The sequence below is a fragment of the Paractinoplanes rhizophilus genome (assembly GCF_042664765.1).
Taxonomy (GTDB): Bacteria; Actinomycetota; Actinomycetes; order Mycobacteriales; family Micromonosporaceae; genus Actinoplanes; species Actinoplanes rhizophilus.
This window is the reverse complement of the sequence record NZ_JBHTBJ010000007.1, coordinates 145,781-169,372: the sequence shown is the minus strand read 5'-3', so window position 1 is coordinate 169,372 and position 23,592 is coordinate 145,781. Positions and strand designations below refer to the sequence as shown.

Sequence of the window (23,592 nt, the reverse complement as noted above, 5' to 3'; positions counted from 1 at the left end):
TCCGCCGTTAGCGTGGGTGAACCATGCATGCGCCTCCTCGTGCCCGCGGAAACGCGGGCGTGGCCCGACCCGCACCTCGGCCGAGTTGTGCAGCCTGGGCATTCCTTCGTGGTCATTGCGCCCTCGCCACGACGGCTTGATGGCCGATGGCGTTCGCGGCTCAGGCGCTGGGCGCGTAGTTCGCGGACGAAACGGTAGTCCTCCACGGTGACTGGGCGGCTGCGTCCCCGCATCAGTCAACTGGCCTGCTGGTTGCGCGCCGAACCTTGCCAGCGCCGCACTGCGGACAGTAGTCGAATGGCATGACCGTCCGATGTGGTGCGGCCGAGGTCAAGTGGGAGTTGTGGCGAACAACGCGCCGCAGGACGCCTCCCCAGCCGCGCGCCTACCGGCGTACAGAAAGACCCCGCCTATCCCGGAGCGCCCGTCAGCGCTCGGGGATAGGCGGGGTCTTTGCCATTTTCTGAACCGATTCCGGCACCAGATTCAGCGCGGCCATTCCGGACCTTCGCTGAGCCTTGCTGCCGCATCGGCCCGTACCTGGTCTGAGACCATCTGCGCCTCCGAGTCGGTCATCCCCTGCGTGGCGAACGAGAGTCCGTGGAGCAGATCATCCGAGGTGAACTCCCTTGCTGGGCTCTGCTTGGTACGTCGGACCCGACGCACAACGTCATTGAACAGCGTCACCGCTCGGTGCGAGTCGGTCCGCCACAGCCACAGGAAGACCCTTCCGAACGGATCACCGGGATGCGCGGCTTTGCCCGGCTTCCAGTTGTCGACCAGGCTTTGCACGGTGTCGGTCTCAACGCCGATCAACATCGCCGAAAGCACCTGCTCAGGCACCTCGTATACCTGTTTCTGAGTCACAGCTTCTCCCGCCCGCTGTCGCAGTAAACCATTATCGAGCATTCACGTTCGTGACTGAACGAGGAAGTTGACGCCGGCCTACCCCTGGTTTCTCGCTCAAGCAGCAGGTCCAATGCAGCCCGCAGGTTCACCACATCCTGAAGGCTGATCTCCACAGTCACCGAGGTCACATGCGCGGCCTGTACCCCCACCCACATGTCCGGTCCCGCCCTGCTCGAGCCACACTGCGGCCTGCCCACGGCTGGTGTGCCGGGCGGTCCCCACCGTCAGGCTGGTCGAGCGGTGCAGCTGGCGGGCGACTCGTGCTCGACATAGGCATCGATGATTGCACGCCGTGGCATATAGCCCCTATATCCGATAGACTCGATGGTATAACGGAGCCTGGACGCCGAAGAACTCCCCCGCAGCGGGTGCGCCTCCCGCAGACGGCCATCACTGGACCCGTGACGCTGCTGCCCGACGCGGCGTTGGCGGCTAATCTGGACCCGGCGACACGCCGATCAGACGATGCGGTGACCCTCGTGACCGCAAGCCGATCGACATCGCTCAAGCTGTGGATCAACGCCGAAGGTTTTGGCACGTCAGGACGGTTGGACTCACCGCCATTGTGATCTTGGCTCTAGTCCACCCAGTTCTACCGGCTGTTCGGCCCGGCTCCCCGGCCCGAGGGGCAGCCGTTCGACCGCCAGGTCGTCCAGAGCGCGTTCGAGCTGGACGCCTGGGCCGTCCTGCGAGCCGGCCGGCGCACCACGCTCACCGGCCGCTCCTGGTCGGCCGCCGGCCCGATCCGGCACGTCGAGGTCAGCACCGACGGCGGGACGAGCTGGCGGCGCGCCCGCGCCACCGGCCCGTCCGGCGGGCCCTGGCAGCGCTGGGAGATCGGCTGGACGCCCGCCGCCGGCGCCCACGAGCTGATGGCCCGGGCCACCGACGTACGCGGCAACACCCAGCCGGACGTGGCCCGCTACAACACCCTCGGCTACCTGTTCGACGCCGTTGTCCGGCTGCCGGTCACCGCCGCCTGACCGGCGCCGCCACGCGGATCGGCGTCCGCCTGGCCGGCCAGGATGGCGTCGACCGCCGCCAGCATCTCCTGGACGCATGGCCGCAGCCGGGAGAGCGGTTTGATCGCCGCCTCCAGGTCGCCGCCGCCGGCCGCCCGCTCCAGCCGCTCGCAGACCTCGGCCAGCTCGGACGCGCCGAGGTTGGCCGCCACCCCCTTGAGCTGGTGGGCCTCGTGGCGCAGCCGCCCGGCGTCCTCGAGCGCCATCGCCTGGTGGATCTGTTCGACGTGGCCGGGCGCGTGCGCGCCGAGCCGCCGCAGCAGGTCGCCGAGCTCGGCCGGGCCGAGCGCCGCCCCGGCGCCGCGCAGCAGCTCGAGCCGCTGCTCGATCTGGTCCCGCACGGTGGGCGGACGCGCCGGGAAGGGCGCCCACTTCGCCAGCACGGCCGCCAGGCCGGCGGGCATCAGCGGCTTCGCCAGGTGGTCGTCCATCCCGGCCGCCAGGCAGCGCGACCGGTCCTCGGGCAGGGCGCCCGCGGTCATCGCGATGATCGGCACGTGCTCGCCCGGCCCCTCGGCCTGCCGGATCGCGGCCGTCGCCTCGTACCCGTCCATCTCCGGCATCAGGCAGTCCATGAAGATCGCCTGGTAGTGCTGGGCGGCGGCCATCGCCACCGCCTGCCGCCCGTCGGTGGCCACGTCCGCGCTGTACCCGAGGTTGGCCAGGATCCCCAGCGCCACCGTCTGGTTGATGTCGTTGTCCTCGACCAGCAGCACGTGCCCGCGCCCGGACGGCGCCTCGGCGGTGGTGCGCAGCGCCCGGTCCTCGGCCGGCCCGGCGAACATGCCGACCAGCGCGTCGTACAGCTGCGACTGCCGGACCGGCCGGGTGAGCACCGCGTTGCAGCCGGCCGACCGGGCCCGGCCCGGCGGCGCCGGCTCGCCGCCGACGAGGATCAGCTTGGGGGTGGGTATCGCTGGGTCGGCGACGACGACGGCGGGCAGGTCCACCCGGTCGAGGATCACGACATCGTACGGCCGGCCGCCCTCTGCCGCCGCGGTGAGCGCGCCCACCGCCGCCGCCTCGTCGGGGACCGCCGTGGTCTCCATCACCCACGCGGAGAGCTGGTCGCGGAGCGCGGCGGTGTCCTCTCCGGCCAGCACCAGCACGCGAAGCCCGCCCAGCGCGTGCCGGGGCGGCGAGTCGCCGGCGAGGGCCGGCCACAGCGGCACGGTGAACCAGAACGTGCTGCCCCGGCCGGCCGCGCTGACCAGCCCGATCTCGCCGCCGAGCACGGTCACCAGCTCCCGGCTGATCGCCAGCCCCAGCCCGGTCCCGCCGAAGCGGCGGGTCGTGCCCGCGTCGGCCTGGATGAACGGCTCGAACAGCCCGGCCTGCTGATCGGCGTCGATGCCGATGCCGGTGTCGGCGACCTCGAAGCGCACCAGGACGGCGCCGCCCGGGCCAGCACCTTCCGAGCCGGCGCCCTCCGAGCCGCCGCCCTCCGAGCCGCCGCCCTCCGAGCCGGCGCCCTCCGAGCCGCCGCCCTCCGAGCCGGCGCCCTCCGAGCCGCCGCCCTCCGAGCCGCCGCCCTCCGAGCCGCCGCCCTCCGAGCCGGCGCGCTCCGAGCCGCCGCGACCCGGGCCGACGCCGCCCGGGACGGGGCCGCCGGCCGGGCGCGCGGTGACCGACACGGTGCCGCCGGCGGTGAACTTGACCGCGTTGCCGACCAGGTTGAGCAGCACCTGGCGCAGCTTGCCGGCGTCGCCGCTGACCGGCGCGGCCAGGCTGGGGTCGCAGCGCGCCGACACGGTCAGCTCCTTGGCGCCGGACGCGTCGGCGACCAGGCCGACCACCTCGTCGATCAGCCGCCAGACCTCGAAGTTCGCCCGTTCCAGGACGACCTTGCCGGCCTCCAGCTTGGAGAAGTCGAGCACATCGTTGATCACCGAGAGCAGGGCGACGCCGGCGGTGTTGATGCCCTGCGCGTACCGCCGCTGGGTCTCCTGCAGGTCGGTGCCGAGCAGCAGCCCGCTCAGGCCGATCACGCCGTTCATCGGCGTCCGGATCTCGTGGCTCATCGAGGCGAGGAACTGCGACTTGAGCCGGGCGGTCTCCACCGCCTGGTCGCGGGCCTGGGCGAGGGCCTGCTCGGTCTGCCGCCGGGCGCTGATGTCGCGGGCGAACGCGTGGAACGTGGACGGGCCGTCGCGCCGGATCCGCCACATGGTCAGCTCGATCGGCAGCTCCCGGCCGCCGGCGGTGACCGCGCCCATCTCGGTCGGCCGGTCGAGCAGCCAGTCCCAGCGGCCCTCGAGCACCCGGTCGAGCGCGGCGGCGTAGCGGCGCGGCATGATGGTGTCGACCACGTGCCGGCCGAGCACCTGCTCGCGGGTCCAGCCGAAGACCTGCTCGGCCTGCCGGTTCCACTCGGTGATCAGCCCGCGGTAATCCATGCTGACGAACGGGTCGCTGGCCGCCGTCATGATCATCTGGAACTGCTCGCGCTCGAACCGCAGCCGCCGCTCGGCCTGCACCTCGGCGGTGATGTCGTGCGAGATCGTCGAGGCCCCGACGATCCGGCCGTCCGGCTCGCGGATCGGCGCCATGCTCAGCGAGACGTAGATGGTGCTGCCGTCCTGCCGCACCCGCCGGGTCTCGTGGTGCTTGACCAGCTCGCCGGCCCGGACCCGGGCCAGCAGCCGCTTCTCCTCGTCCGGCCGGTCGAAGGGCAGGATCACGGTGACGTCCCGGCCGATCATCTCCTCGGCGGTGTAGCCGTAGAGCCGCGCCGCGCCCGGGTTCCAGGTGAGGATCGTGCCGTCGAGCGTCTTGCTGACGATCGCGTCGCTGGAGGCGGCGACGATGCCGGCGAGCTGCGCGTCCGACTGGGCCTGGGCGAGCCGGTCGGTGATGTCCTGCACGGTGGCGAAGACGATCGTGCCGGCCTCGCCCTCGATCGCCGAGAGGCTGATCTCGACCGGGCACTCGGTGCCGTCGCCGCACTTCGCGGTGAGCCGCATGTCCTCGCCCATCGGCCGGGGCGTCGGGTTGGCCACGTACTCGCGCCGGTGGCGGGCGTGGCGTTCGCGCAGCGGGGCCGGCACGAGGTCGTCCACGTTCATGCCGACCAGCTGCTCCCGGCGATAGCGGAAGACCTCCACCGCGCGGGCGTTGGCCAGCAGGATCGAGCCGTCCGCGCCGACGCAGAGCATCGCCTCCGGCGAGGCGTCCAGCAGGGCCTTGAACTTGCTCTCCGCGACTCGCAACTGGGTGATCTCATTGGTCACCCCGCAGATCGCGTACGCCTCGCCGCCGTCCTCCCGCAGCGCGAAGAACGTGCTGACGAACGTCCGGGCGCCGTGCTCGCCGGGCAGCTCGTCCTCGAACACGAGCGGGCCGTCGGCCGCGACGACGAGGCGGTCCCGGTGGGCGATCCCGGCCAGCCGCTCCGGGCTGTACACCTCGCGGTCGAGACGCCCGGCCGCCGTGCCGACGGGGATGCCCTGCGCCCGCTCGAACGCGGCGCTGGCCATCTGGTACCGGCCGTCGACGCCCTTGACGAAGAACGCGGTGGGAGTGTGCCGCAGGATGGTCTCGGCCTGGGTGTGCCGGTCGGGCTCGGCCCGGGCGGCGGGGCCGGCCGCCGCCCGCCGGGCCCGGCGGATCCCCGTGGCCAGTCCGGCCAGGGTGGCGCACACCGCACCGGCCACGACGATCAGGGCCGCCTCCCCTCGCGGGCCGTACCAGCCGGCCTCGGCCCCGGCGGCGGCCAGCCCGCCGGCGAGCACCAGCGCCACGAGCGCGGCCAGCGCCGGCGCCGCGGCCACGAAGCGGCGGCGGCCTCGCTCGCCGGCCGCCGGCGACGATGACATATATCCGGAATATCACTTTCGGGCCGGATTTTGGGCGGTAATTTTGAGGAGAGGCGGAGGAGGCATGTCGTGGCGACAGTGCTCGTGGTGGACGACGTGGCGGCCAACCGGGAGCTGATGGCCATGCTGCTCGGCTACCGCGGGCACGAGGTGATCGAGGCCTGCGACGGCGCCGACGCGCTCGCCCTCGCCCAGAGCCGCCATCCCGATGTCGTCGTCTCCGACGTGCTCATGCCCGGCATCGACGGCCTCGAGCTGGTCCACCGGCTGCGCTCCGCGCCCGACGAGCAGGCCGCGCACGCTCCGGTGATCTTCTACACCGCCAACTACCTGGAGCCCGAGACCCGGCCGATCGCCGAGGCGTGCGGCGTCTCGCAGGTGGTGCTGCGCAGCGCCGATCCGCGCGAGCTGCTCGAGGCGGTGGACGTGGCGCTGCGCAACGGCCCGGTCGACATCGCCCCGCGGCCGGCCGACGAGTTCGCCGCCGTGCACGCCCGGGCCATCAACGCCAAGCTGCTCGAGAAGGTGCGGGCGCTGCGGCACACCGAGCGCCGGTTCGAGGCGATGGCCGCCTCCTCCCCCGTCGGGATCGTCCTGGTCGACGAGCGCGGCCGGGCCACGTACGTGAACCCCCGCCTCACCGAGATCACCGGCCGGCCCGCCGACCGGCTGCTCGACCGCGGCTGGCTGGCCTGCCTCGACCCGGCCACCCACACCGGGGCGCTCGAGATCGTCCGGACCGGCGCGGCCGACGCCGGCGAGCACCGGTACCGCAACCGGTTCGCCCGCGCCGACGGCGACGACCGCTGGCTGCGCGTGCACCTGCGCCCGATCCGCGACGCCGAGGCCGACCTGTCCGGCGCGGTGGTCATGGTCGACGACATGACGGACGTGGTGGCGGCCGAGGAGCGGGCCGGGCGCGAGATGCGGCAGCGGCAGGAGGAGGCCCGCCGCCGCGACGCCGAGCGGCTGGACAGCCTGCGCCGGATGGCCGGCGGGATGGCACACGACTTCAACAACCTCCTCGGCGCGATGCTGGGCTTCCTGACCCTGGCGATCGAGCAGATCACCGACGAGGTCGACGCGGGCCGGATGGCGCCGGCCACCGGGTCCGCGCTGCTGGGCGACCTCGAGCAGGTCACCAAGGGCGGCGAGCGCGCCAAGAAGCTGACCGAGCAGCTGCTCGCGTTCGGCCGGCGCGAGATCAGCCGGCCGGTGACGGTGGACGTGGACGCGTTCCTCGCCGATGCCGCCGGGGCGCTGGGCGAAGCGGCCGGCCCGCAGATCAAGGTCGACCTGCGGCCGGGCGACGTGCCGCCGGTGACGATCGACCCCCGGCTGCTCGAGCGGCTGCTGCATCTGCTCGTCCAGAATGCGCGCGACGCCATGCCGGACGGCGGGACGATCACCGTGACCAGCGGCCGGTCGGCCGCGGGCCAGGCCACGATCAGCGTCGCCGACGACGGGCGTGGCATGCCGCCCGAGGTGCTGGCGCGCGCCTTCGAGCCGTTCTTCTCCACCAAGCCCGGCAGCCGCACGGCCGGGCTGGGGCTGGCCACGGCGCACGGGGTCGTCACCCAGGCCGGCGGGCAGATCACGCTGAGCTCGGAGCCGGGCAAGGGCACCACCGTGCTGATCAGCCTGCCGGCCAAGCCGGGCGCCGCGGCGGTCACGGCCGGCCCGGCCCCGCCGCCGGAGCCGCCCGCGCCGGAGCCCGAGGGCGGGCTGACCGTGCTGCTGGTCGACGACGAGGACGATCTGCGCGACGTGACCGCGCGGTTCATCGGCAAGGCCGGGTACCAGGTGCTGACCGCCGCCGACGGCGAGGAGGCCCTGGAGGTCGCCGAGCGGCACCACGGGCCGATCCACTGCCTGGTCACCGACGTGATGATGCCCGGCATGGACGGCCGGCAACTGGCGCACCGGTTCCAGGAGGAGTACCCCGACACCAAGGTCATCTTCATCTCCGGGTACGCCGAGGCGCTGATCGACGACGCCGGCCGCTCGCTGGAGCCGGGCCGCACGATCCTGGCCAAGCCGTTCTCCAGCGCCGAGCTGACCGCCGCGCTCAAGGCCGCGTTAGTGCGCTGATCAACCCCTCGACGGCCCGCACGTACGCCTCGTTGTCCAGCGTCTCGTCCCACGTGGTCTGCAGGACCAGGCCCTGGTAGATCGCGATCAGCACCCGGGCGAGCCCGTCGGCGTCCGCCCTGCCCAGCGCCTGCGCGACCGCCGCCCGCGGATCGTCGACGTTGCGCCGGGACAGGTCGCGGATGCGCTCGTTGCGCACCGCCTCGGCCCAGATCTGCACGCCCAGCCGGTTGCGCTCGGCGGTTTCCGCGCGGCCGACCTCGCGCAGGTAGTCGAGGTAGGCCGCGGCCCGCTCGCCGACCGTGCCGGTCGCGAAGACCTGCCGCTGGTCGTGCCACTCGGTGACGATGGCCGCGATCATGTCGTCCTTGCCGGCGAAGTAGCGGTAGACCAGGCCGGCGCTGATCCCGGACGCCCGGACGATGTCCTGCATGCTGGTGCGGTGGAAGCCGTCCCGGGCGAAGCAGGCGGCGGCCGCGTCGAGGATCTGGCGGCGGCGGGCGGCGAGATGGGCCTCGCTGACCTTCGGCATTACTGGATCTCCGCCTCGGCGACGCGGTAGAAGGACGCGGCGTTCTCGGCGCGGCCCAGCGGCTGCAGGTAGCGGTCGGCGGCGTCGCGGGTGGACAGGTCGAGGGCGAGGCGCATGTCGCGCTCGGCCAGATAGCCGGGGAGCGCGGCCGGGTCGAAGCCGAACGTCCACGGCTCGCCCTGGCGGCGCACGGCCCGATGCCAGCTCTCGGCGACGGGGATCTCCCCGCGCAGGGCACGGCGGTCGACGTACGTGAAAATGAGCCTGCTCCCGGTGGCGGTGAGCGAAGCGAGACGCCGGAGCGTGCCGTCGACGGCGGCCTCGGTCAGGTAGTTGGTCACGCCCTCCCAGACCACCACGGTCGGCTCGAGCGCCCCGAAGCCGGCCCCGAGAAGCACCGCGCCGAGATCTTCGGTGAGCAGGTCGACCGGCACGTAGTGGACGTGGCGCCGCCGCTCGGGGCGGACGGCGCCGCGCACGAGCCGCCGCTTCACCGCCTGGGTGGCCGGGTGGTCGGCCTCGAAGACCGCCACCCGCTCGATGCCGGGCAACCGATAGGCCCGGCTGTCGTACCCGGCGCCGAGAAGCAGCACCTGCCGCGCGCCGTGCGCCAGCGCGCCGGTCACCAGGTCGTCGATGAGGCGGGTGCGGGCCACGGCGCTCGGGCGCGGGCCGGGCCACCGGCGGTCGATGTATTTCTCCAGCCCTCGCCCCACCACCCGGATGTGCGCGGCCCGGGCCAGGCCGCGGTAGCCGCCGCGCAGGAACCGGACCGCCAGCGGATCGTCGAAGACCCGGTCACGACCGCGCGCCGTCTCCAGCGCGCGGAACAGCGCCACCTGCTCGGCGGTCCGGCTCGCCCTGTTCCGCATGCCGTCAGCCTAAATGAACGAGCGCCCATTTTCTAGGCGGCGTGGTTGGATGCCGGCATGACGCATGCGTGGCGGATCGAGGATCGCGAGTACCGGCGGCAGGAACAGCGGCGCGGGCGGCGGCACGCCTACACCCGGCTCGCTCCGGCGGCGACCGCCCTGGTGGTGGTCGACATGGTGCCGTTCTTCGCCGAGGAGAACGGCTACGTCCGGGCCATCGTGCCCAACATCGCCCGGCTCGCCGCCTCGCTGCGCGCGCTCGGCGGCACCGTCGCCTGGGTCCTGCCCGGCGTACCCGAGCCGTCCGCGGTGCGCACCGAGTTCTACGGCGCCGAGCAGGCCGAGGTGTTCCGGCTCAGCGGCGGCGAGGGCGCGCCGCGCGACCGGTTGTGGCACGAGTTCGAGGTGGACGACGCCGACCTGATCGTCGAGAAGTTCGCCACCAGCGCCTTCTTCCCCGGCCTGTCCCCGCTGCCCGGGCTGCTCGAGGCCCGCGGCATCGAGAACGTCATCGTCACCGGCACGGTCACCAACGTCTGCTGCGAGGCGTCGGCCCGCGACGCGGCCACCCTCGGCTACCGCGTCGTGATGGTCGCCGACGCGAACGCCGCCCGCCGCGACGAGGACCACAACGCCACCCTCTACACGATCTACCGGACGTACGGCGACGTCCGCACCACCGGCGAGGTGCTCGAACTTCTGACGTGACGCGCCGAATCGGTGTTGCCAACCGCCGCCGCGGCGAGCAACGCTGGCAGTGCCGGCTACTGAGGAGGCGGCCATGGTCAAGCTGCGCATAGTGGTAGGCGCCGACGGTTCCGCCGGCTCGACCGCGGCGGTCCGCTGGGCCGCGGCCGAGGCCCTGCTCCGCGGGGCGGAGCTACGGGTGCTCGCCGCCTACCAGCGCCGGGATCCGCATCAGCACGGCGACGACGGCGCGGCCGCCGTCGTCCACGACGCCGTGGTCCAGGCCCGCACGGTCGCCCCCGACGTGGACGTGAAAGGGGTGGCCCTGCCCGGGTACGCCGCCCCGCTCCTGCTGCACGCCGCCGAGGAGGCCGCGTTGCTGGTGGTCGGCGACCGCCGCCGGGGCACGCTGCCCGGCCAGCCCCTCGGCTCGGTCGGCAGCCAGGTCGCCACCCACGCCAAGGCGTCGGTCGTGGTGGTCCGCGGCCACCCCGCCGACGGCCCGGTGGTGGTCGGCGTCGACGACGGCCCCACCGCGGCGACGATCATCGGCCGCGCCTTCGAGGAGGCCGCGCTGCGCCGGGCTGCCCTGCTGGCGGTCACGGCCCAGCCGAACGGCGACGGCCGGGCCGCCCTCGGCGAGGAGGCTCTCGGCGCCGGCCTCGACCCCCACCTGGATCCCTGGCGCTCGAGATATCCGTCGGTCCCGGCCGAGCACGAGTACGCTCCCGGCCGCCCCGACCGGGTGCTGGTCCAGCGCTGCGAACGGGCCCAGCTGGTCGTGGTGGGCCCCCGGCGCCACGGCTACGAGGGGGTCATGCTGGGCGCCATCGGCACCGGGCTGCTGCGCCGCGCCGACTGCCCGGTACTGATCGCCCGCTGAGCGGCGGCCGGGCGAAAATCCGGTGGAACGGCGCGGGCCGGGGCGACAGAATCCGGCATTGTGCGGGACAAGCCGGCGGGCGTGAGCGACTCCGATCTCGTCGTGGCCCTGAAAGCGGGCTGGGACATCGAGGCACGGAAGATCGCCTACCTGCCGGTCGGGGCCGGCGGGTATCACTGGACGGTCGACGGCAGGTGGTTCCTCACGGTCACCGCCGACGAGTCCGGCCCGTTGGAACGCGCCCTGCGCACCGCGCGGGCGCTGCGCCGGGACGCCGGGCTGAGCTTCGTCGTGGCGGCGGAGCCGGGCCACGGCGGATCGCCGTTGTGGTCACTGCCGAGCGGGCCCAACCTCTCGGTCTTTCCCCTGGTCGACGGCGAGGCCGGCAGCTTCGGGCCGCATCCGGCCGACCGCGACCGCGTCGTCGACATGCTGGTCGCCCTGCACCGCGCCACCCCGGTTGTCGCCGCCGCCGCGCCGCCGTCCGACCTGCGGCCGCCGGGCGGCGACTTCCTGCGGGCCGCACCCACCGGCGACCGGTGGGCGGCCGGGCCGTACGCCGCCGCGGCGCAGGATCTGCTCGCCACCCACGCCGCCAAGATCGAAGGATGGCTGGCCCGGCTGGCGGACCTCGCCGCCGGATTCGGGCCCGCCCGGGTGGTGACGCACGGCGAGCCGCACCCCGGCAACATCCTGCGGACCGCGTCCGGGCCCCGGCTGATCGACTGGGACACCGTGCGGCTCGCGCCGCCCGAGCGCGACCTCTGGCTGCTCACCGGCGATCCCTTCGCCCCCGGCCTCGATGCCGGCGACGCCGCCCTGGCCCGCTACGCCGACGCCACCGGGCATCGCGTCTCGCCGGCCGCGCTCGCGTTCTACCAGCTCAGGTGGACGCTCGCCGATGTCGCCGCCTACGCCCGGGACCTCAGCCGCCCGCACGGGCCGGGCGGGGACGCCGAGGACGCGCTCGGCTACCTCCGCGGCCACCTCGAGGGCTGAGCCGCCGGCCGGTCGTGCTCAGGTTGTCCGCGCCCGCTCGATCAGGTGGCGGCGGCACGCCCCGGCGGCCGGCGACAGGGGGCGGTCCCGGCGGTGGATGACGGCGTTCGGCGGGTGCGGGATGGCGGGCTGCGGCGCGTGGATCGCGATCGGCGGGCCGGGCGCCACCGCGGCCGAGCGGGCCAGGATCGCCACCCCCAGGCCGGCGGCGACCAGGTCGCGGATGCTGGCAGCGCTGTGGGTCTCGAACGGCACGCGCGGGACGAAGCCCGCCCGGCGAGCCGCCTCCAGCAGGATCTGGTGCAGGCCGGAGCCGACCGGCAGGCAGACGAACGGCTCGTCGCGCAGCCCGGCCAGCGACGTGACCGGCGGGTGGCCCGGCGGGAGGGCCAGCACCACGTGCTCGGCGGCGAGGCGGCGGGCCGCGAAACGCGCCGGCAGGTCGGCGTGGCGGGGGCCCACCACCAGGTCGGTCTCGCCGGCGTCCAGGGCCGCCAGGAGGCCGGCGATCAGGCCGGAGCGCAGCGAGAGGTCCACGCCGGGGTACCGGTCGTGGAACGACGCCAGCGCCCGGGGCAGCGAGAACGAGCCCAGGACCGCGGTGGCGCCGAGGGTCACCCGGCCGCGCAGGACGGCGGTCAGGTCGGTCAGATCGGTGCGGGCCGCGGCCAGCTCGGCCTGGATGCGGTCGTGGCGGGACAGCAGCAGCTCGCCGGCCTCGGTGAGGGTCACCCGGCGGGTGGTGCGGGTGAACAGTGGCACCCCGAGCTCGGCCTCCAGGGCGCGCACCTGCGCGGAGACGGCCGACTGGGCCAGCCGCAGGTGCTCGGCGGCCCGGGTGAAGCCGCCCTGGCGGGCGACCGCCGCGAAAGTTTCCAGCTGCCGTAATTCCACGGATTCATCGTGCACCGCGCTGAATGCGTACGCGAAACGCATTTGGACCGGGCGCGACGCGGCGGTGAGGCTGGTGGGCATGGAACTGCGAAATCTCGGTGGGTTGACGTGCTCGGCGGTGGGCTTCGGGTGCATGGGGCTGTCCCAGGCCTATGGGCCGGCGGACGACGACGCGTCGGTGGCGGCGATCCGCGCGGCGCTCGACGCGGGCGTGACGCTGCTGGACACGGCGATGAGCTACGGGTCGGGGCACAACGAGCGGCTGGTCGGGCGCGCGATCGCCGACCGGCGCGACGACGTGGTTCTGGCGACGAAATTCGGCATCGTGCGCGGCGAAAGTGGCGTGCGGCTGGACGCGCATCCGGATCGCGTGCGGGGGTACTGCGAGGCATCGCTCCGGCGGCTCGGGGTCGACGTGATCGACCTGTACTACCTGCACCGGGTCGATCCCGCCGTGCCGATCGAGGAGACGGTGGGGGCGATGGCGGCGCTCGTCGCGGAGGGGAAGGTGCGGTTCCTCGGGCTGTCCGAAGTGAGCCCGGCGCAACTTCGCGCGGCGGCGGCGGTGCATCCGATCGCGGCGGTCGAGTTCGAATGGTCGTTGTCGTGGCGGGAGCCGGAGGACGACGTGGTGCCGGCGGCGCGCGAGGCCGGCGCGGGGCTGGTGCCCTACAGCCCGCTCGGCCGGGGGCTGCTCACCGGAAAGTTGCCGTCGGGCCCGTTCGAGGCGGGCGACTTCCGGGCGGCGGATCCCCGGTTCACGGGTGCGGCGCTCGACCGCAACCTCGCGCTGGTCGCGGAGCTGACCCGGCTCGCCGCGGAGCGGAAAGTTTCCGCCGGGCAGCTGGCGCTGGCGTGGCTGCTGGCGCGCGGGCCGGACGTGGTGCCGATCCCGGGCACCCGCAACCGGGCCCGGGTCGTCGAGAACGCCGCGGCCGCGGAGATCGTCCTCTCGGCGGCGGATCGGGCAGCCCTGGAGAGGGCCGCGCCCCGGGCGGCGTGGACCGGAGATCGGCGTTCCTTCGCGGCGCACGGAACGACCCGGTCGCCGCAAACCTCATGAGGAGAACCGGACACGCGGCTCACGAGGGAATCGGAGCGGCTCACGAAGGGAACGAGACGCGCGGCCTACAAAGGGAACGAGACACGCGGCTCATGAGGGGAACCGCACGTGCTCGAACGGGATCGACTTGCAGGCGAGCGTGATCCCGGCCGCCGCGAGCACCACCGGCGCGGTCAGCCACAGCCAGAGCAGATTCTCCGCGCCGTCCACCGCCAGCACGATCACCACCTGCACGGCCGCGATCAGGCAAACCACTGACGCGTACGTGTAAACGCGCGGCCGGAAAAGTCGCACCGCGGGCCGCCGCCGCACCGACCGGACGCCCGGATTCTGCGCGATCCACTCCTCGGCGACGGCCGCCGGGACGTCCCGGACGTAGAGCACGCCACCGCGCAGGGCGGCCACGCCCACCGCACCGTCCGACATGGACAGCCGAGGCGCCACCTCGGCCGGCACCAGCAGGTCGACCCGCTCCGCCATCCGCGCTCCCCCAGATCAACAAGGCGAGCGGACCATATCATCGATCACCGGCGTTTGATCCGTGCGGAAGCGCCGCGGTCAGGGTGTGACGCCACGCCGGGAGAGGACCTCGAGGCGGTCGCAGGCGTAGCCGACCATCCAGTGCGGGCGCAGCCGGTACATGCGGACGTCCTCGCCCCAGCTCAGCGGCGACGAGTCGTAGTGGTCGGTCCAGTGTTCGAGGGTCTCCTTCCAGTCGTCGTCGCCGGGGTGCATCTGTTCGGCGCGGCCGTGGCTGAACACCGCCAGCTCCTCGCCGTCGATGTGCGCCACGCTGACGGCCGGCCGGCGTTCCAGGTGGCGGGCCTTGGCGGCCGTGCCCGAGGTGCTGAAGGTCCAGGTGGCGTGGAGGAAGTGGCCGTCCAGCGCGCTGATCCGCGGCTCGCCGCGGGCGGTCACGGTGGCGAGGCTGAGCACCTTCATGCCGGTGAGCAGCGCGGCCAGGTCCTCGGCGGTGAGGGTCCGGCCGGCGTGCACGATGTTGCGCAGATGGTTGGTGGCCCCCGCGTGCGACCGATCGAGCAGAAGCTGCAGCGCGGCGATCTCTTCGGCGTTCTCCAGCATGACCACAACGTAGTCCGGCCTGCGCGTGTGGTCACCGCCCGCTGGACGGCCGAGCGCCCAACGAACACCCCCGATCGCCGACCGGCATCCACGGGCCCGTATCAAAGAGGTCTTATGACGAGAGCGACCAATCCCTCACCTCGGGCATGTCCTCCAGGTGTTCGACGACGTAGGTTTCGTGCCTGGCCAACTGCGACTCGCACCAGGACTTGAGCTCCGCCGCGCCGCGCGGCAGGCGCCTGGCATTGTTGATCGCGTCCATGACCAGGTGGTACCGCGACGCCCGGTTGCGGACCGTCATGTCGAACGGGGTCGTAGTGGTGCCCTGCTCGATGAAGCCGCGCACCCGGAACCGGTCGGCGTCGGGGCGGCCGTGCATCAGCTGGTGGATCGCGCCGGGGTAGCCGTGGAAGGCGAAGACCACGTCGACCGTGTCGGTGAACAGCTCGGTGAACAGGGTCTCGCTCATGCCGTGCGGATGGTCCTTGGGCCGGATCAGCGTCATCAGGTCGACCACGTTGACCACCCGCACCCGGAACCCGGGCAGACGCTCGCGCAGGATCTGCGCGGCCGCGACGGTCTCCATGGTGACGATGTCGCCGGCGCAGGCCAGCACGATGTCGGGGTCGGTGCTGCCGTCGTCGGTGCCGGCCCACTCCCAGACGCTCGCGCCGCGGGCGCAGTGCTCGATCGCCTCGTCCATCGTCAGGTACTGAAGTTGCGGCTGCTTGTCCTGGACGATCAGGTTGACGTACGACCGGGACCGCAGGCAGTGGTCGGCCACCGACAGCAGGCAGTTCGCATCCGGCGGGAGATACACCCGGGCCACCGTGCCGCGCTGGTTGAGCACCACCTGGATCAGGCCCGGGCCCTGGTGCGAGAAGCCGTTGTGGTCGTTGCGCCAGGCGGTCGAGGTCAGCAGGATGTTCAGGCTCGGCACCTTGGCCCGCCAGGGCAGGTGGTCGGCCTCCTGCAGCCACTTGCCGTGCTGCACCGTCTGCGACGCGCTGACCATGGCGAACGCCTCGTACGTCGCGAACAGGCCGTGCCGGCCGGTCAGCGTGTATCCCTCGAGCCAGCCATGGCAGTTGTGCTCGGACAGCACCTCCATCACCCGGCCGTCCGGTCCGATGGACACGTCGCCCTCGATCAGCGGCTCCATGAACGCCCGGTCGGTGGCCTCGAACACCGCGCCGAGCCGGTTGCTGTTGGTCTCGTCGGGGCAGAACAGCCGGAACCGGTCGGGGCTGGAGCGGTAGATGTCGCGCATCAGCTCGCCGAGCTTGCGGGTCGACTCGGCCCGCTCGGTGCCCGGCGCCTTGACCTCGATCTGGTAGTCGCGGAAGTCGGGCATGTCGAGGTCGCGGGTGAGCAGCCCGCCGTTGGCGTGCGGCGACGCGCTCATCCGCAGGTCGCCGGCCGGAGCCTGCTCGCGGATCAGCGCGATCGGCGCGCCGGCGTCGTCGAACAGCTCCTCCGGCCGGTACGACTTCAGCCACTCCTCCAGCATGCGCAGGTGGGCCGGGTTGTCGCGGACCCCGGACAGCGGCACCTGATGCGAGCGCCACGTGCCCTCGACCAGCACCCCGTCGACCTCGTGCGGGCCGGTCCAGCCCTTCGGCGACCGCAGGATGATCATCGGCCAGGCCTCGTCGCCGCCGGCCTTCTTGTTCTGGATCCGCTGATAGGCGTCGGCCAGCGCGGCCGCGAACCGGTGGTGCATGCCGGGCAGGTCGTGCCCCTCGACCTCGATCACGTGGTAGCCGTGGCCCTGCAGGATCGCCCGGACCAGCGCTGGGTCCTTGCGGCCGAGCACGGTCGGCCCGGAGATCTTGGCGTCGTTGAGGTGCAGGATCGGCAGGACCGCGCCGTCGCGGGCCGGGTTGAGGAACGAGATGCCCTTCCACGAGCCCTCCAGTGGGCCGGTCTCGGCCTCGCCGTCGCCGACCACCGCGACGGTGAGCAGGTCGGGGTTGTCCATCACTGAGCCGAACGCGTGGACCAGCACGTAGCCCAGCTCGCCGCCCTCGTGGATGGAGCCGGGCGTGGTCACCGAGACGTGGCTGGGGATGCCGCCGGGGCTGGAGAACTGGCGGAACAACCGGTACATCCCCGCCTGGTCCTGGGTGACCTTGGGGTAGACCTCGGTGTAGGTGCCCTCGAGATAGCCCGCCGCCACCAGCGCGGGGCCGCCGTGGCCGGGGCCGGCCAGGTAGATCGCCTGCTGCCCGGTGTGCCGGATCAGCCGGGAGACGTGCGCGTAGATGAACGAGAGGCCGGGGCTGGTGCCCCAATGCCCCAGCAGCCGCGGCTTGATGTGCTCGGCGGCGAGCGGCTCGCGCAGCAGCGGGTTGGCCTGCAGGTAGATCTGGCCGATGGTCAGGTAGTTCGCGGCTCGCCACCAGGCGTCGAGCCGGTCCAGGTCGTCCTGGTCGGGCTCCGCCAGGGTGCGGGCGAGATCGAGACTCACGGCGATGTCCTTTCGCGGTCGTCTTCGGCTAGGACCAACCTACGATGCCCAGGTACCCGCGAGGTAAGAGTCTTTCGGCCTGGTGGATAACTCTTGAACCGTTGCCCACCGGGATCCGTGTCCCACACCGTGCAGCTCCACCTGAACAGGAAAGCGGTAGGCCGCTCCCTTACCGTTGTCGCCGGCGTCGTCGTCTTCGCCGCGTTGATCTTCCCGAACGTCGTGCAGCGCCTGACCCCGCTGGGTTTCCTGCGCATCCCGGTGGAGGGCGCCTTCCTGATCGCCCTGCTCCTGGTGCCCCCGAGGGCCCGGCGCATCGTGGGGACCGCGCTCGGCGTACTCCTGGGTCTGTTGGTGATCGAGAAATGCCTGGACATGGGGTTCTTCGAGGAGCTGAACCGGCCGTTCGACCCGGTCCTCGACTGGGTGCTGTTCGACGACGCGTACAGCTTCGTCGTCGACTCCTACGGCAAGGGCGCCGCGATCGGCGCGGTGATCGGCATCCTCGCGCTGGTGGCCGGCGTGCTGTCGCTGACCACGTGGGCGGTGCTGCGGGTCGGCCGCCTGGTCGGCAATCATCAGCGGCGCTCGCTCTACGCGGCCGGCGGGGTGGCGGTGGCCTGGGCGGTCACCTTCGCGTTCGGCATGTCGGTCACCGGGGCGGTGCCGATCGCGGCCCGGAGCACCGCCACGTATGCCTGGGACCGCGCGCACCAGGCAAAGGCGGGGCTGCGAGACGAGGCGGAGTTCAAGAAAGAGGTCAAGCAGGACGCGTACGCGAATGTGCCCGCCGACCAGATGCTGACCGCCCTGAAAGACAAAGACGTGGTTTTCGCGTTCGTCGAGAGCTACGGCCGCAGCGCCATCGAGCACCCGTCGCTCGCCCCGATCGTCAACCCCGCCCTCGACCGGGGCGGTCAGTTGCTCACCCGGAAAGGTTTCGCGGCGCGCAGCGGCTGGCTGACCTCGCCCACGTTCGGCGGCGGCTCCTGGCTCGCGCACGCCACCTTCGAGTCCGGGCTGTGGATCAACAACCAGCAGCGCTACCGGAACCTGGTCTCCAGCGACCGGCTGACGCTGACCAGGGCGTTCCGCACCGGCGACTGGCGCACGGTCAGCGTCATGCCGGGGGCCACGCGGGCGTGGCCGGAGGGCAACTTCTACGGGTACGACCAGGTATGGGACTCGCGGAACCTGGGGTACAACGGCCCCAAGTTCAGCTGGGCGCCGATGCCCGACCAGTACACGCTCAAGCAGCTCAACACCGTCGAGTACCGGAAGCCGGACCGCCAGCGCCTGATGGTCGAGATGCCGCTGGTGTCCAGCCACACGCCGTGGGCGCCGATCCCGGACTACCTCGACGACTGGGACTCCATCGGGGACGGCTCGGTCTACCAGTCCATGGTGGCCGGCGGCAAGAAGCCGAAAGCGTTGTGGGCCGACCCGAAACAGGTGCGCCCGGAGTATGGGAAGTCGATCGTCTACTCGGTGACGTCGCTGGTGAACTGGATCGCGAAGTATGGTGACGACAACCTGGTGATGGTGTTCCTGGGCGACCACCAGCCGTCGCCGATCGCCTCGGGCGCGGGCGCGAGCCACGACGTCCCGATCACGATCGTGACGAAGGACGCGGCCGTCCTGGAGCGGATCACCGACTGGCAGTGGGCGGAGGGGCTGCGGCCCCTGGGTGATACGCCGGTGTGGCCGATGAACGCGTTCCGCGATCGGTTCTTCCAGGCGTTCGGCACGAAGGCGGCGGCGTCCTGAAGCTCTATCTCGACTGCGACACGGGCGTGGACGACGCGGTCGCCCTCGCCTACCTGCTGGCCTCGCCGGTCGATCTCGTCGGCATCGGGACCTGCAACGGCAACACCTCCGCCGTGCAGGCGGCGCGCAACACGCTCGGCCTCCTTCAGCTCGCCGACAAATCGGATATTCCCGTGGCGATCGGCGAAGGGGCCTTCGGCCGGGGCGCCGCGACCGTGCACGGCGACAACGGGGTCGGCGGGGTGGTGCTGCCTTCCGGCGGCGCGGCCGATCCCCGGTCCGCGGTGGAGCTGCTCAAAGACCTCGCCCGGGCGCACTCCGGCGAGCTGCACATCCTGATCACCGGCCCGTGCACCAACGTCGCGCAGGCTTTGAGCGAGATGCCGGAAATATCGGGCATGGTGGCAAGCGTGACGGTGATGGGTGGGGCGGTGCGCATCCCGGGCAACGTCACGCCGCGCTCCGAGGCCAACATCCACGACGATCCGGCCGCCGCGGCCGCCGTGCTGGGCGCCGGCTGGCCGGTCACGCTGGTCCCGCTCGACGTCACCATGCAGCACCGGCTGTCCGTCGCCGACCAGGCGGCGCTGCGGGCCGGCGGCACCCTGCTGCACGAGGCGGTGGCCGACATGCTCTCCACCTACTTCGACTTCTACGAGCCCGAGCTGGGCGTGCGCGAGGTCCCGGTGCACGACGCGGTCGCGGCCGGGGTCGCGGTGGGCGAGCTGACGCCGTCCGACGCGCCGCAGCTGGCGCTGCGGGTCGATCTCGAGGGAGCGCTGAGTGAGGACGCGTCGGCGCCTTCTTCGGTACGGGCGGTGCTCGCGCTCGACCGGCCCGCCGGCCCGGTCATCCTGCGCCGCATCCTGGGCCTGGCCTGACACGGAATCAGTCGCCCGCCCCCTCCCCGGATGCCGGGATCGTTGGTAGCGTCGCGCCATGCCGACGGATTCCGGAGTCGATCGCGCCCGCCTGGCCGCCCTCGCCGCGCGGGAGCGGGCCACCTACGAGCAGCGGCATCCACGCTCCGCGGCCGCGTACGCGAATGCCGGTCATCTTTTCGGCCGCGTCCCGATGACCTGGATGAACAAGACCGCCGGCGGCTTCCCCCTGTACGTGGACCGGGCCCGCGGCGCCCGGGTGACCGACCTCGACGGCCACGAGTACGTCGACTTCTGCCTGGGCGACACCGGCGCGATGGCCGGCCATTCCCCGGCGCCGGTCGTCGAGGCGGTCACCCGCCGGCTGGCCGAGCTGGGCGGCGCCAGCACCATGCTGCCCACCGAGGACGCCGCCGTAGTGGGCGCCGACCTGGCCCGGCGCTTCGGCCTGCCGTACTGGAGCTTCGCCCTGACCGCGACCGACGCCAACCGCTGGGCCATCCGCCTGCTGCGCGCGGTGTCCGGCCGTCCCAAGATCCTCGTGAACAGCTACTGCTACCACGGCTCGGTCGACGAGTCGCTGATCGTGGTGGGTCCGGACGGGCACGGCGTGAGCCGCGCGGGCAACGTCGGCGCGCCCACCGACGTCACGACGACCTCGCGCGTGGCCGAGTTCAACGACCTGGCCGGGCTCGAGCGCGAGCTGGCGCACGGCGACGTCGCGGCGGTGCTGATGGAGCCGGCGCTCACCAACATCGGCATCGTCCTGCCCGCGCCCGGATACCTGGCCGGCGTCCGTTCGCTCACCCGCAAGCACGGCACCTACCTGATCAACGACGAGACGCACACGTTCTCGGCCGGTCCCGGCGGCGCAACCGCCGCCTGGGGGCTGCAACCCGATGTGCTGACGATCGGCAAGGCCATCGGGGGCGGCATTCCGGTCGGCGCGTACGGGTTGTCGGCCGAGCTCGCCGACTCGCTGCTGGGCCGGGCCGACCTCGATCTGGTCGACATGGGCGGCGTCGGCGGCACCCTGGCCGGCAACCCGGTCTCGATGGCCGCCACCCGCGCCACGCTCACCGAGGTCCTCACCGACGACGCCTTCGCGCGCATGATCGACACCGCCGCCGCTTTCGCGGACGGCGTCGGCAAGCTCATCGAGGGGCACGGCCTGCCCTGGTCGGTGTCGCAGCTCGGGGCGCGGGTCGAGTACCGCTTCGCGAATCCCGCCCCGGTCGACGGCACTTCGTCGGCCGCGTCGGCCGACCCTCCGCTCGAGGACTTCCTGCATCTCTACCTGGCGAACCGCGGCATCCTGCTGACGCCCTTCCACAACATGGCGCTGATGTCCCCGGCCACCACAGTGGACGATGTCGACCGACACCACGAGGTCTTCGGCGCCGCCCTCACCGCGCTGCTCGGCTGACCGGGCACCGGATAGCGTGGGCGGATGAGCGTTGATCCGGTGGCCCACAACCGCCTCGCCTGGGACCGGCAGGTCGACCAGGGCAACGAGTGGTCGCGGCCGATCTCCGCCGAGACCGTCGCCCGGGCGCGGGCCGGTGACTGGTCGGTCGTGCTCATCGGCCACCGGCCCGTGGACCGTTCCTGGTTCCCCGCCGAGCTGACCGGCGCCGACGTGCTGTGCCTGGCCTCCGGCGGCGGCCAGCAGGGGCCGACGCTCGCCGCGGCCGGCGCCCGGGTCACCGTGCTGGACAACTCGCCGCGCCAGCTCGAGCAGGACGACCTGGTAGCCCGGCGGGACAACGTGCCGCTGCGAACGGTGCTCGGCGACATGCGCGACCTGTCCGCGTTCGCCGACTCGTCGTTCGACCTCGTCTTCAACCCGGTCTCGAACCTGTTCGTCCCCGAGCTCGCCCCGGTGTGGCGGGAGACCTTCCGGGTGCTGCGACCGGGCGGGACGCTGCTGTGCGGCTTCCTCAACCCGGACGTCTACCTGTTCGACCACGAGGCGCTGGACCAGCGCGGCGAGCTGGTGGTCCGGCACCGGCTGCCGTACAGCGATGTCACGCACGTGCCGGCCGCGGAACGCGAGCGGCTGTTCGGCGCGGACGCGCCGCTGGAGTACAGCCACAGCATGGCCGAGCAGCTCGGCGGCCAGCTCGCCGCGGGCTTCGTCATCACCGGGTTCGAGGAGGCGCCGCATCACTCGGACGCCACCGCGGGCTGGCTGCCCGGCTACTTCGCGACCCGCGCCGTCAAACCACTCCGGAACTGACGGCCCGGCGCCGCCTGGCCGGGCACGCCTGCACCGGGCAGGCTCGCGACGGCCGTAGGCGGCCACGGTGTGGTCGAGGGCGCCGGTGCGCCTCTCCCAGATCGGCGCCGGATGGCGTCAGCGTAGATGTCGATCACCTGATGGGCGCGGGAGTCCAGGGAGTCGGGGAAGCCGGCCCAGGCGCCGTGTCCGGGTAGCCGCACGCGGGTGGTGGGCCGGTCACGGTCATTGAACTTATCGGCGGCGACCGCGCGCCGCGCCATCACCACATCGATGGCGGCAACGCCAACGGCTGCAGCGCCTGCTCACGATCGCCGCGCGCGTTGCAGTGCGCGCATGCAGCCCGCAGTTGCTTGCGTCGTACTTCGAACCGCCCCTGATGAGGCGGAGATGTGATCCACCTGCGTTGCGCGCGGGTGCACCCTTGTATCGCAAAGGGTGCACGTCCAGCGGTCACGCTCGAGGATGGTCACGCGGAATCTCCGCCAACGGGTATCGCTCCCGCCCTCCCATGCCTCGCTCATTCGTACGCTCCGGGCGGATAGATCTCCGGTCGATCCGCCTCACGGCGCAACTGCTCGTCGCGCTGCGCCCTGGCCATGCTCCGCCGGAAGTCGGCGACCGCCGCCTCGGTGTCGAGATAGCTGCTGATGTCGTCGGTGTCAAGCGTGCCGCAGCACGCCGTGACCGGCCACGGGTGCGGTTTGCTGTTGCCGTCGCCGACCGACCACGCGACAACGGGTGCCGCCTCGGGGAGGTTGTGGCCGCGGCCGTGCACGACCCACAGCGGATATCCCTGCGGGATGATCATGTGACCACCTAACGTTGCGTAGTTCCGTACATGTATATCGGTAGCTGTCCCAGCTGCCCCAGACGGATTTGGTTCCCCGTAACGCGTACGCGTAAGGCGGTTAACCTTTGCTACTGGACAGCTGGGACAGTTGGCTGTTCGTCCTGCTAGCGAACCGAACGCCGCACCATGCGCGCACCTTCGCCCCTGCATGGGCTGCGGGCGGAGGGGGACGTACCCCATCGGCGCCCGAGCTCAGATCCGACGGGGGGCGACGATCACGAAGGCGCGGCCGGCGCTGCGGTACGTGCCCGCCGGCCGGGTGAGCGAAAACGGAGGCCGGACCGTCCGCCGGCCGCGGCGCCGGCGTCCGCCATGGTCACCAGACCGCCCGCCGAGGCGGCCGAGCCGGCCAGCACCGCGCGCCGAGTGAACCCGCCCCGCCCTGTCGCCCATGATCTGCCTCCCCGTCGCCGCGCCCGCCCACCCTCCATCGAAGACGATAAGCCCGCCCGGGCGGCCGGTGTGCCCCGTCGGCCGCGTCCGAGGCGCGCACCGCAGCCAGATGGCGCGCATTTTCTGAGGCACGAGCGGT

20 protein-coding genes are annotated in these 23,592 nt (G+C 72.5%); 11 read left to right on the top strand and 9 right to left on the bottom strand.

The features are described 5' to 3' along the window. Positions 1–486: 486 nt before the first annotated feature. On the bottom strand, positions 487–867 hold the full coding sequence (locus ACFQS1_RS12960) for a hypothetical protein (protein ID WP_378967391.1): 381 nt from the start codon (positions 865–867) through the stop codon (positions 487–489). A 443-nt stretch (positions 868–1,310) separates the two neighbouring features. Here ACFQS1_RS12960 and ACFQS1_RS12955 point away from each other — a divergent pair, with 443 nt between their 5' ends. Both ACFQS1_RS12955 and ACFQS1_RS12950 read left to right on the top strand, forming a co-directional pair. After that, positions 1,311–1,478: a hypothetical protein gene (locus ACFQS1_RS12955; RefSeq protein WP_378967388.1), complete on the top strand. Its 168-nt coding sequence runs from the start codon at positions 1,311–1,313 to the stop codon at positions 1,476–1,478. A 30-nt stretch (positions 1,479–1,508) separates the two neighbouring features. Next, positions 1,509–1,892, top strand: a complete 384-nt coding sequence (locus ACFQS1_RS12950) for a molybdopterin-binding protein (RefSeq protein WP_378967722.1) — start codon at positions 1,509–1,511, stop codon at positions 1,890–1,892. Here ACFQS1_RS12950 and ACFQS1_RS12945 read toward each other — a convergent pair. Beyond that, a complete protein-coding gene (locus ACFQS1_RS12945) occupies positions 1,847–5,746 on the bottom strand; it encodes a PAS domain-containing hybrid sensor histidine kinase/response regulator (RefSeq protein WP_378967386.1) in 3,900 nt (1,299 codons plus the stop codon). The two genes, ACFQS1_RS12950 and ACFQS1_RS12945, sit on opposite strands and share 46 nt — an antisense overlap. A gap of 69 nt (positions 5,747–5,815) precedes the next feature. On the opposite strand from ACFQS1_RS12945, the gene ACFQS1_RS12940 reads away from it, so the two are divergent. Further along, entirely contained in the window at positions 5,816–7,837 is a 2,022-nt protein-coding gene (locus tag ACFQS1_RS12940) for an ATP-binding response regulator (RefSeq protein ID WP_378967384.1), read from the top strand. Here the strand turns inward: ACFQS1_RS12940 and ACFQS1_RS12935 are convergent. After that, positions 7,815–8,369, bottom strand: coding sequence for a TetR/AcrR family transcriptional regulator (locus ACFQS1_RS12935; RefSeq protein WP_378967381.1), 555 nt, complete (start codon positions 8,367–8,369; stop codon positions 7,815–7,817). The genes ACFQS1_RS12940 and ACFQS1_RS12935 overlap by 23 nt on opposite strands. Further along, positions 8,369–9,241: a class I SAM-dependent methyltransferase gene (locus ACFQS1_RS12930; RefSeq protein ID WP_378967379.1), complete on the bottom strand. Its 873-nt coding sequence runs from the start codon at positions 9,239–9,241 to the stop codon at positions 8,369–8,371. The genes ACFQS1_RS12935 and ACFQS1_RS12930 overlap by 1 nt, the downstream gene beginning before the upstream one ends. Before the next feature lie 57 nt (positions 9,242–9,298). Here ACFQS1_RS12930 and ACFQS1_RS12925 point away from each other — a divergent pair, with 57 nt between their 5' ends. The 3 genes from ACFQS1_RS12925 (at position 9,299) to ACFQS1_RS12915 (ending at position 11,810) form a co-directional block, all read left to right on the top strand. Continuing rightward, positions 9,299–9,949 carry an isochorismatase family protein gene (locus ACFQS1_RS12925; RefSeq protein ID WP_378967377.1) on the top strand — a complete coding sequence of 217 codons (651 nt, stop codon included), beginning with the start codon at positions 9,299–9,301 and terminating at the stop codon, positions 9,947–9,949. Positions 9,950–10,022: 73 nt separating this feature from the next. After that, entirely contained in the window at positions 10,023–10,811 is a 789-nt protein-coding gene (locus tag ACFQS1_RS12920; protein ID WP_378967375.1) for a universal stress protein, read from the top strand. Between the two features lie 81 nt (positions 10,812–10,892). Beyond that, complete coding sequence (locus tag ACFQS1_RS12915; protein ID WP_378967373.1) at positions 10,893–11,810, top strand: phosphotransferase family protein; 918 nt, start codon at positions 10,893–10,895, stop codon at positions 11,808–11,810. 18 nt (positions 11,811–11,828) lie between these two features. Here the strand turns inward: ACFQS1_RS12915 and ACFQS1_RS12910 are convergent, their stop codons facing one another. Then, positions 11,829–12,704 (bottom strand): LysR family transcriptional regulator, encoded by an 876-nt coding sequence (locus ACFQS1_RS12910; protein ID WP_378967370.1) that lies wholly within the window; start codon positions 12,702–12,704, stop codon positions 11,829–11,831. Positions 12,705–12,783: 79 nt separating this feature from the next. Between ACFQS1_RS12910 and ACFQS1_RS12905 the strand changes: the two genes are divergently transcribed. Beyond that, on the top strand, positions 12,784–13,767 hold the full coding sequence (locus ACFQS1_RS12905) for an aldo/keto reductase (RefSeq protein ID WP_378967368.1): 984 nt from the start codon (positions 12,784–12,786) through the stop codon (positions 13,765–13,767). A gap of 90 nt (positions 13,768–13,857) precedes the next feature. Here the strand turns inward: ACFQS1_RS12905 and ACFQS1_RS12900 are convergent, their stop codons facing one another. The 3 genes from ACFQS1_RS12900 to ACFQS1_RS12890 form a co-directional block, all read right to left on the bottom strand. Beyond that, entirely contained in the window at positions 13,858–14,247 is a 390-nt protein-coding gene (locus tag ACFQS1_RS12900) for a hypothetical protein (RefSeq protein WP_378967366.1), read from the bottom strand. 78 nt (positions 14,248–14,325) lie between these two features. After that, complete coding sequence (locus ACFQS1_RS12895) at positions 14,326–14,850, bottom strand: pyridoxamine 5'-phosphate oxidase family protein (RefSeq protein ID WP_378967363.1); 525 nt, start codon at positions 14,848–14,850, stop codon at positions 14,326–14,328. Positions 14,851–14,962: 112 nt separating this feature from the next. Further along, the gene (locus ACFQS1_RS12890) at positions 14,963–17,320 is read right to left on the bottom strand and encodes a phosphoketolase family protein (RefSeq protein WP_378967361.1); all 2,358 of its coding nucleotides are present in this window, start codon (positions 17,318–17,320) and stop codon (positions 14,963–14,965) included. 117 nt (positions 17,321–17,437) lie between these two features. Between ACFQS1_RS12890 and ACFQS1_RS12885 the strand changes: the two genes are divergently transcribed. From ACFQS1_RS12885 to ACFQS1_RS12870, 4 genes are read left to right on the top strand one after another with little or no spacing between them, the layout of a single operon-like run. Then, positions 17,438–19,087 carry an alkaline phosphatase family protein gene (locus tag ACFQS1_RS12885; protein WP_378967359.1) on the top strand — a complete coding sequence of 550 codons (1,650 nt, stop codon included), beginning with the start codon at positions 17,438–17,440 and terminating at the stop codon, positions 19,085–19,087. Continuing rightward, positions 19,021–19,968, top strand: coding sequence for a nucleoside hydrolase (locus tag ACFQS1_RS12880; protein ID WP_378967357.1), 948 nt, complete (start codon positions 19,021–19,023; stop codon positions 19,966–19,968). Before ACFQS1_RS12885 ends, ACFQS1_RS12880 begins: the two co-directional genes overlap by 67 nt. A gap of 58 nt (positions 19,969–20,026) precedes the next feature. Then, positions 20,027–21,394: a transaminase gene (locus tag ACFQS1_RS12875; protein WP_378967355.1), complete on the top strand. Its 1,368-nt coding sequence runs from the start codon at positions 20,027–20,029 to the stop codon at positions 21,392–21,394. Positions 21,395–21,418: 24 nt separating this feature from the next. Next, entirely contained in the window at positions 21,419–22,207 is a 789-nt protein-coding gene (locus ACFQS1_RS12870; protein ID WP_378967353.1) for a class I SAM-dependent methyltransferase, read from the top strand. A 520-nt stretch (positions 22,208–22,727) separates the two neighbouring features. On the opposite strand, the gene ACFQS1_RS12865 is transcribed toward ACFQS1_RS12870, so the two are convergent. Continuing rightward, on the bottom strand, positions 22,728–23,018 hold the full coding sequence (locus ACFQS1_RS12865) for a hypothetical protein (protein ID WP_378967351.1): 291 nt from the start codon (positions 23,016–23,018) through the stop codon (positions 22,728–22,730). Between the last annotated feature and the right edge of the window lie 574 nt (positions 23,019–23,592).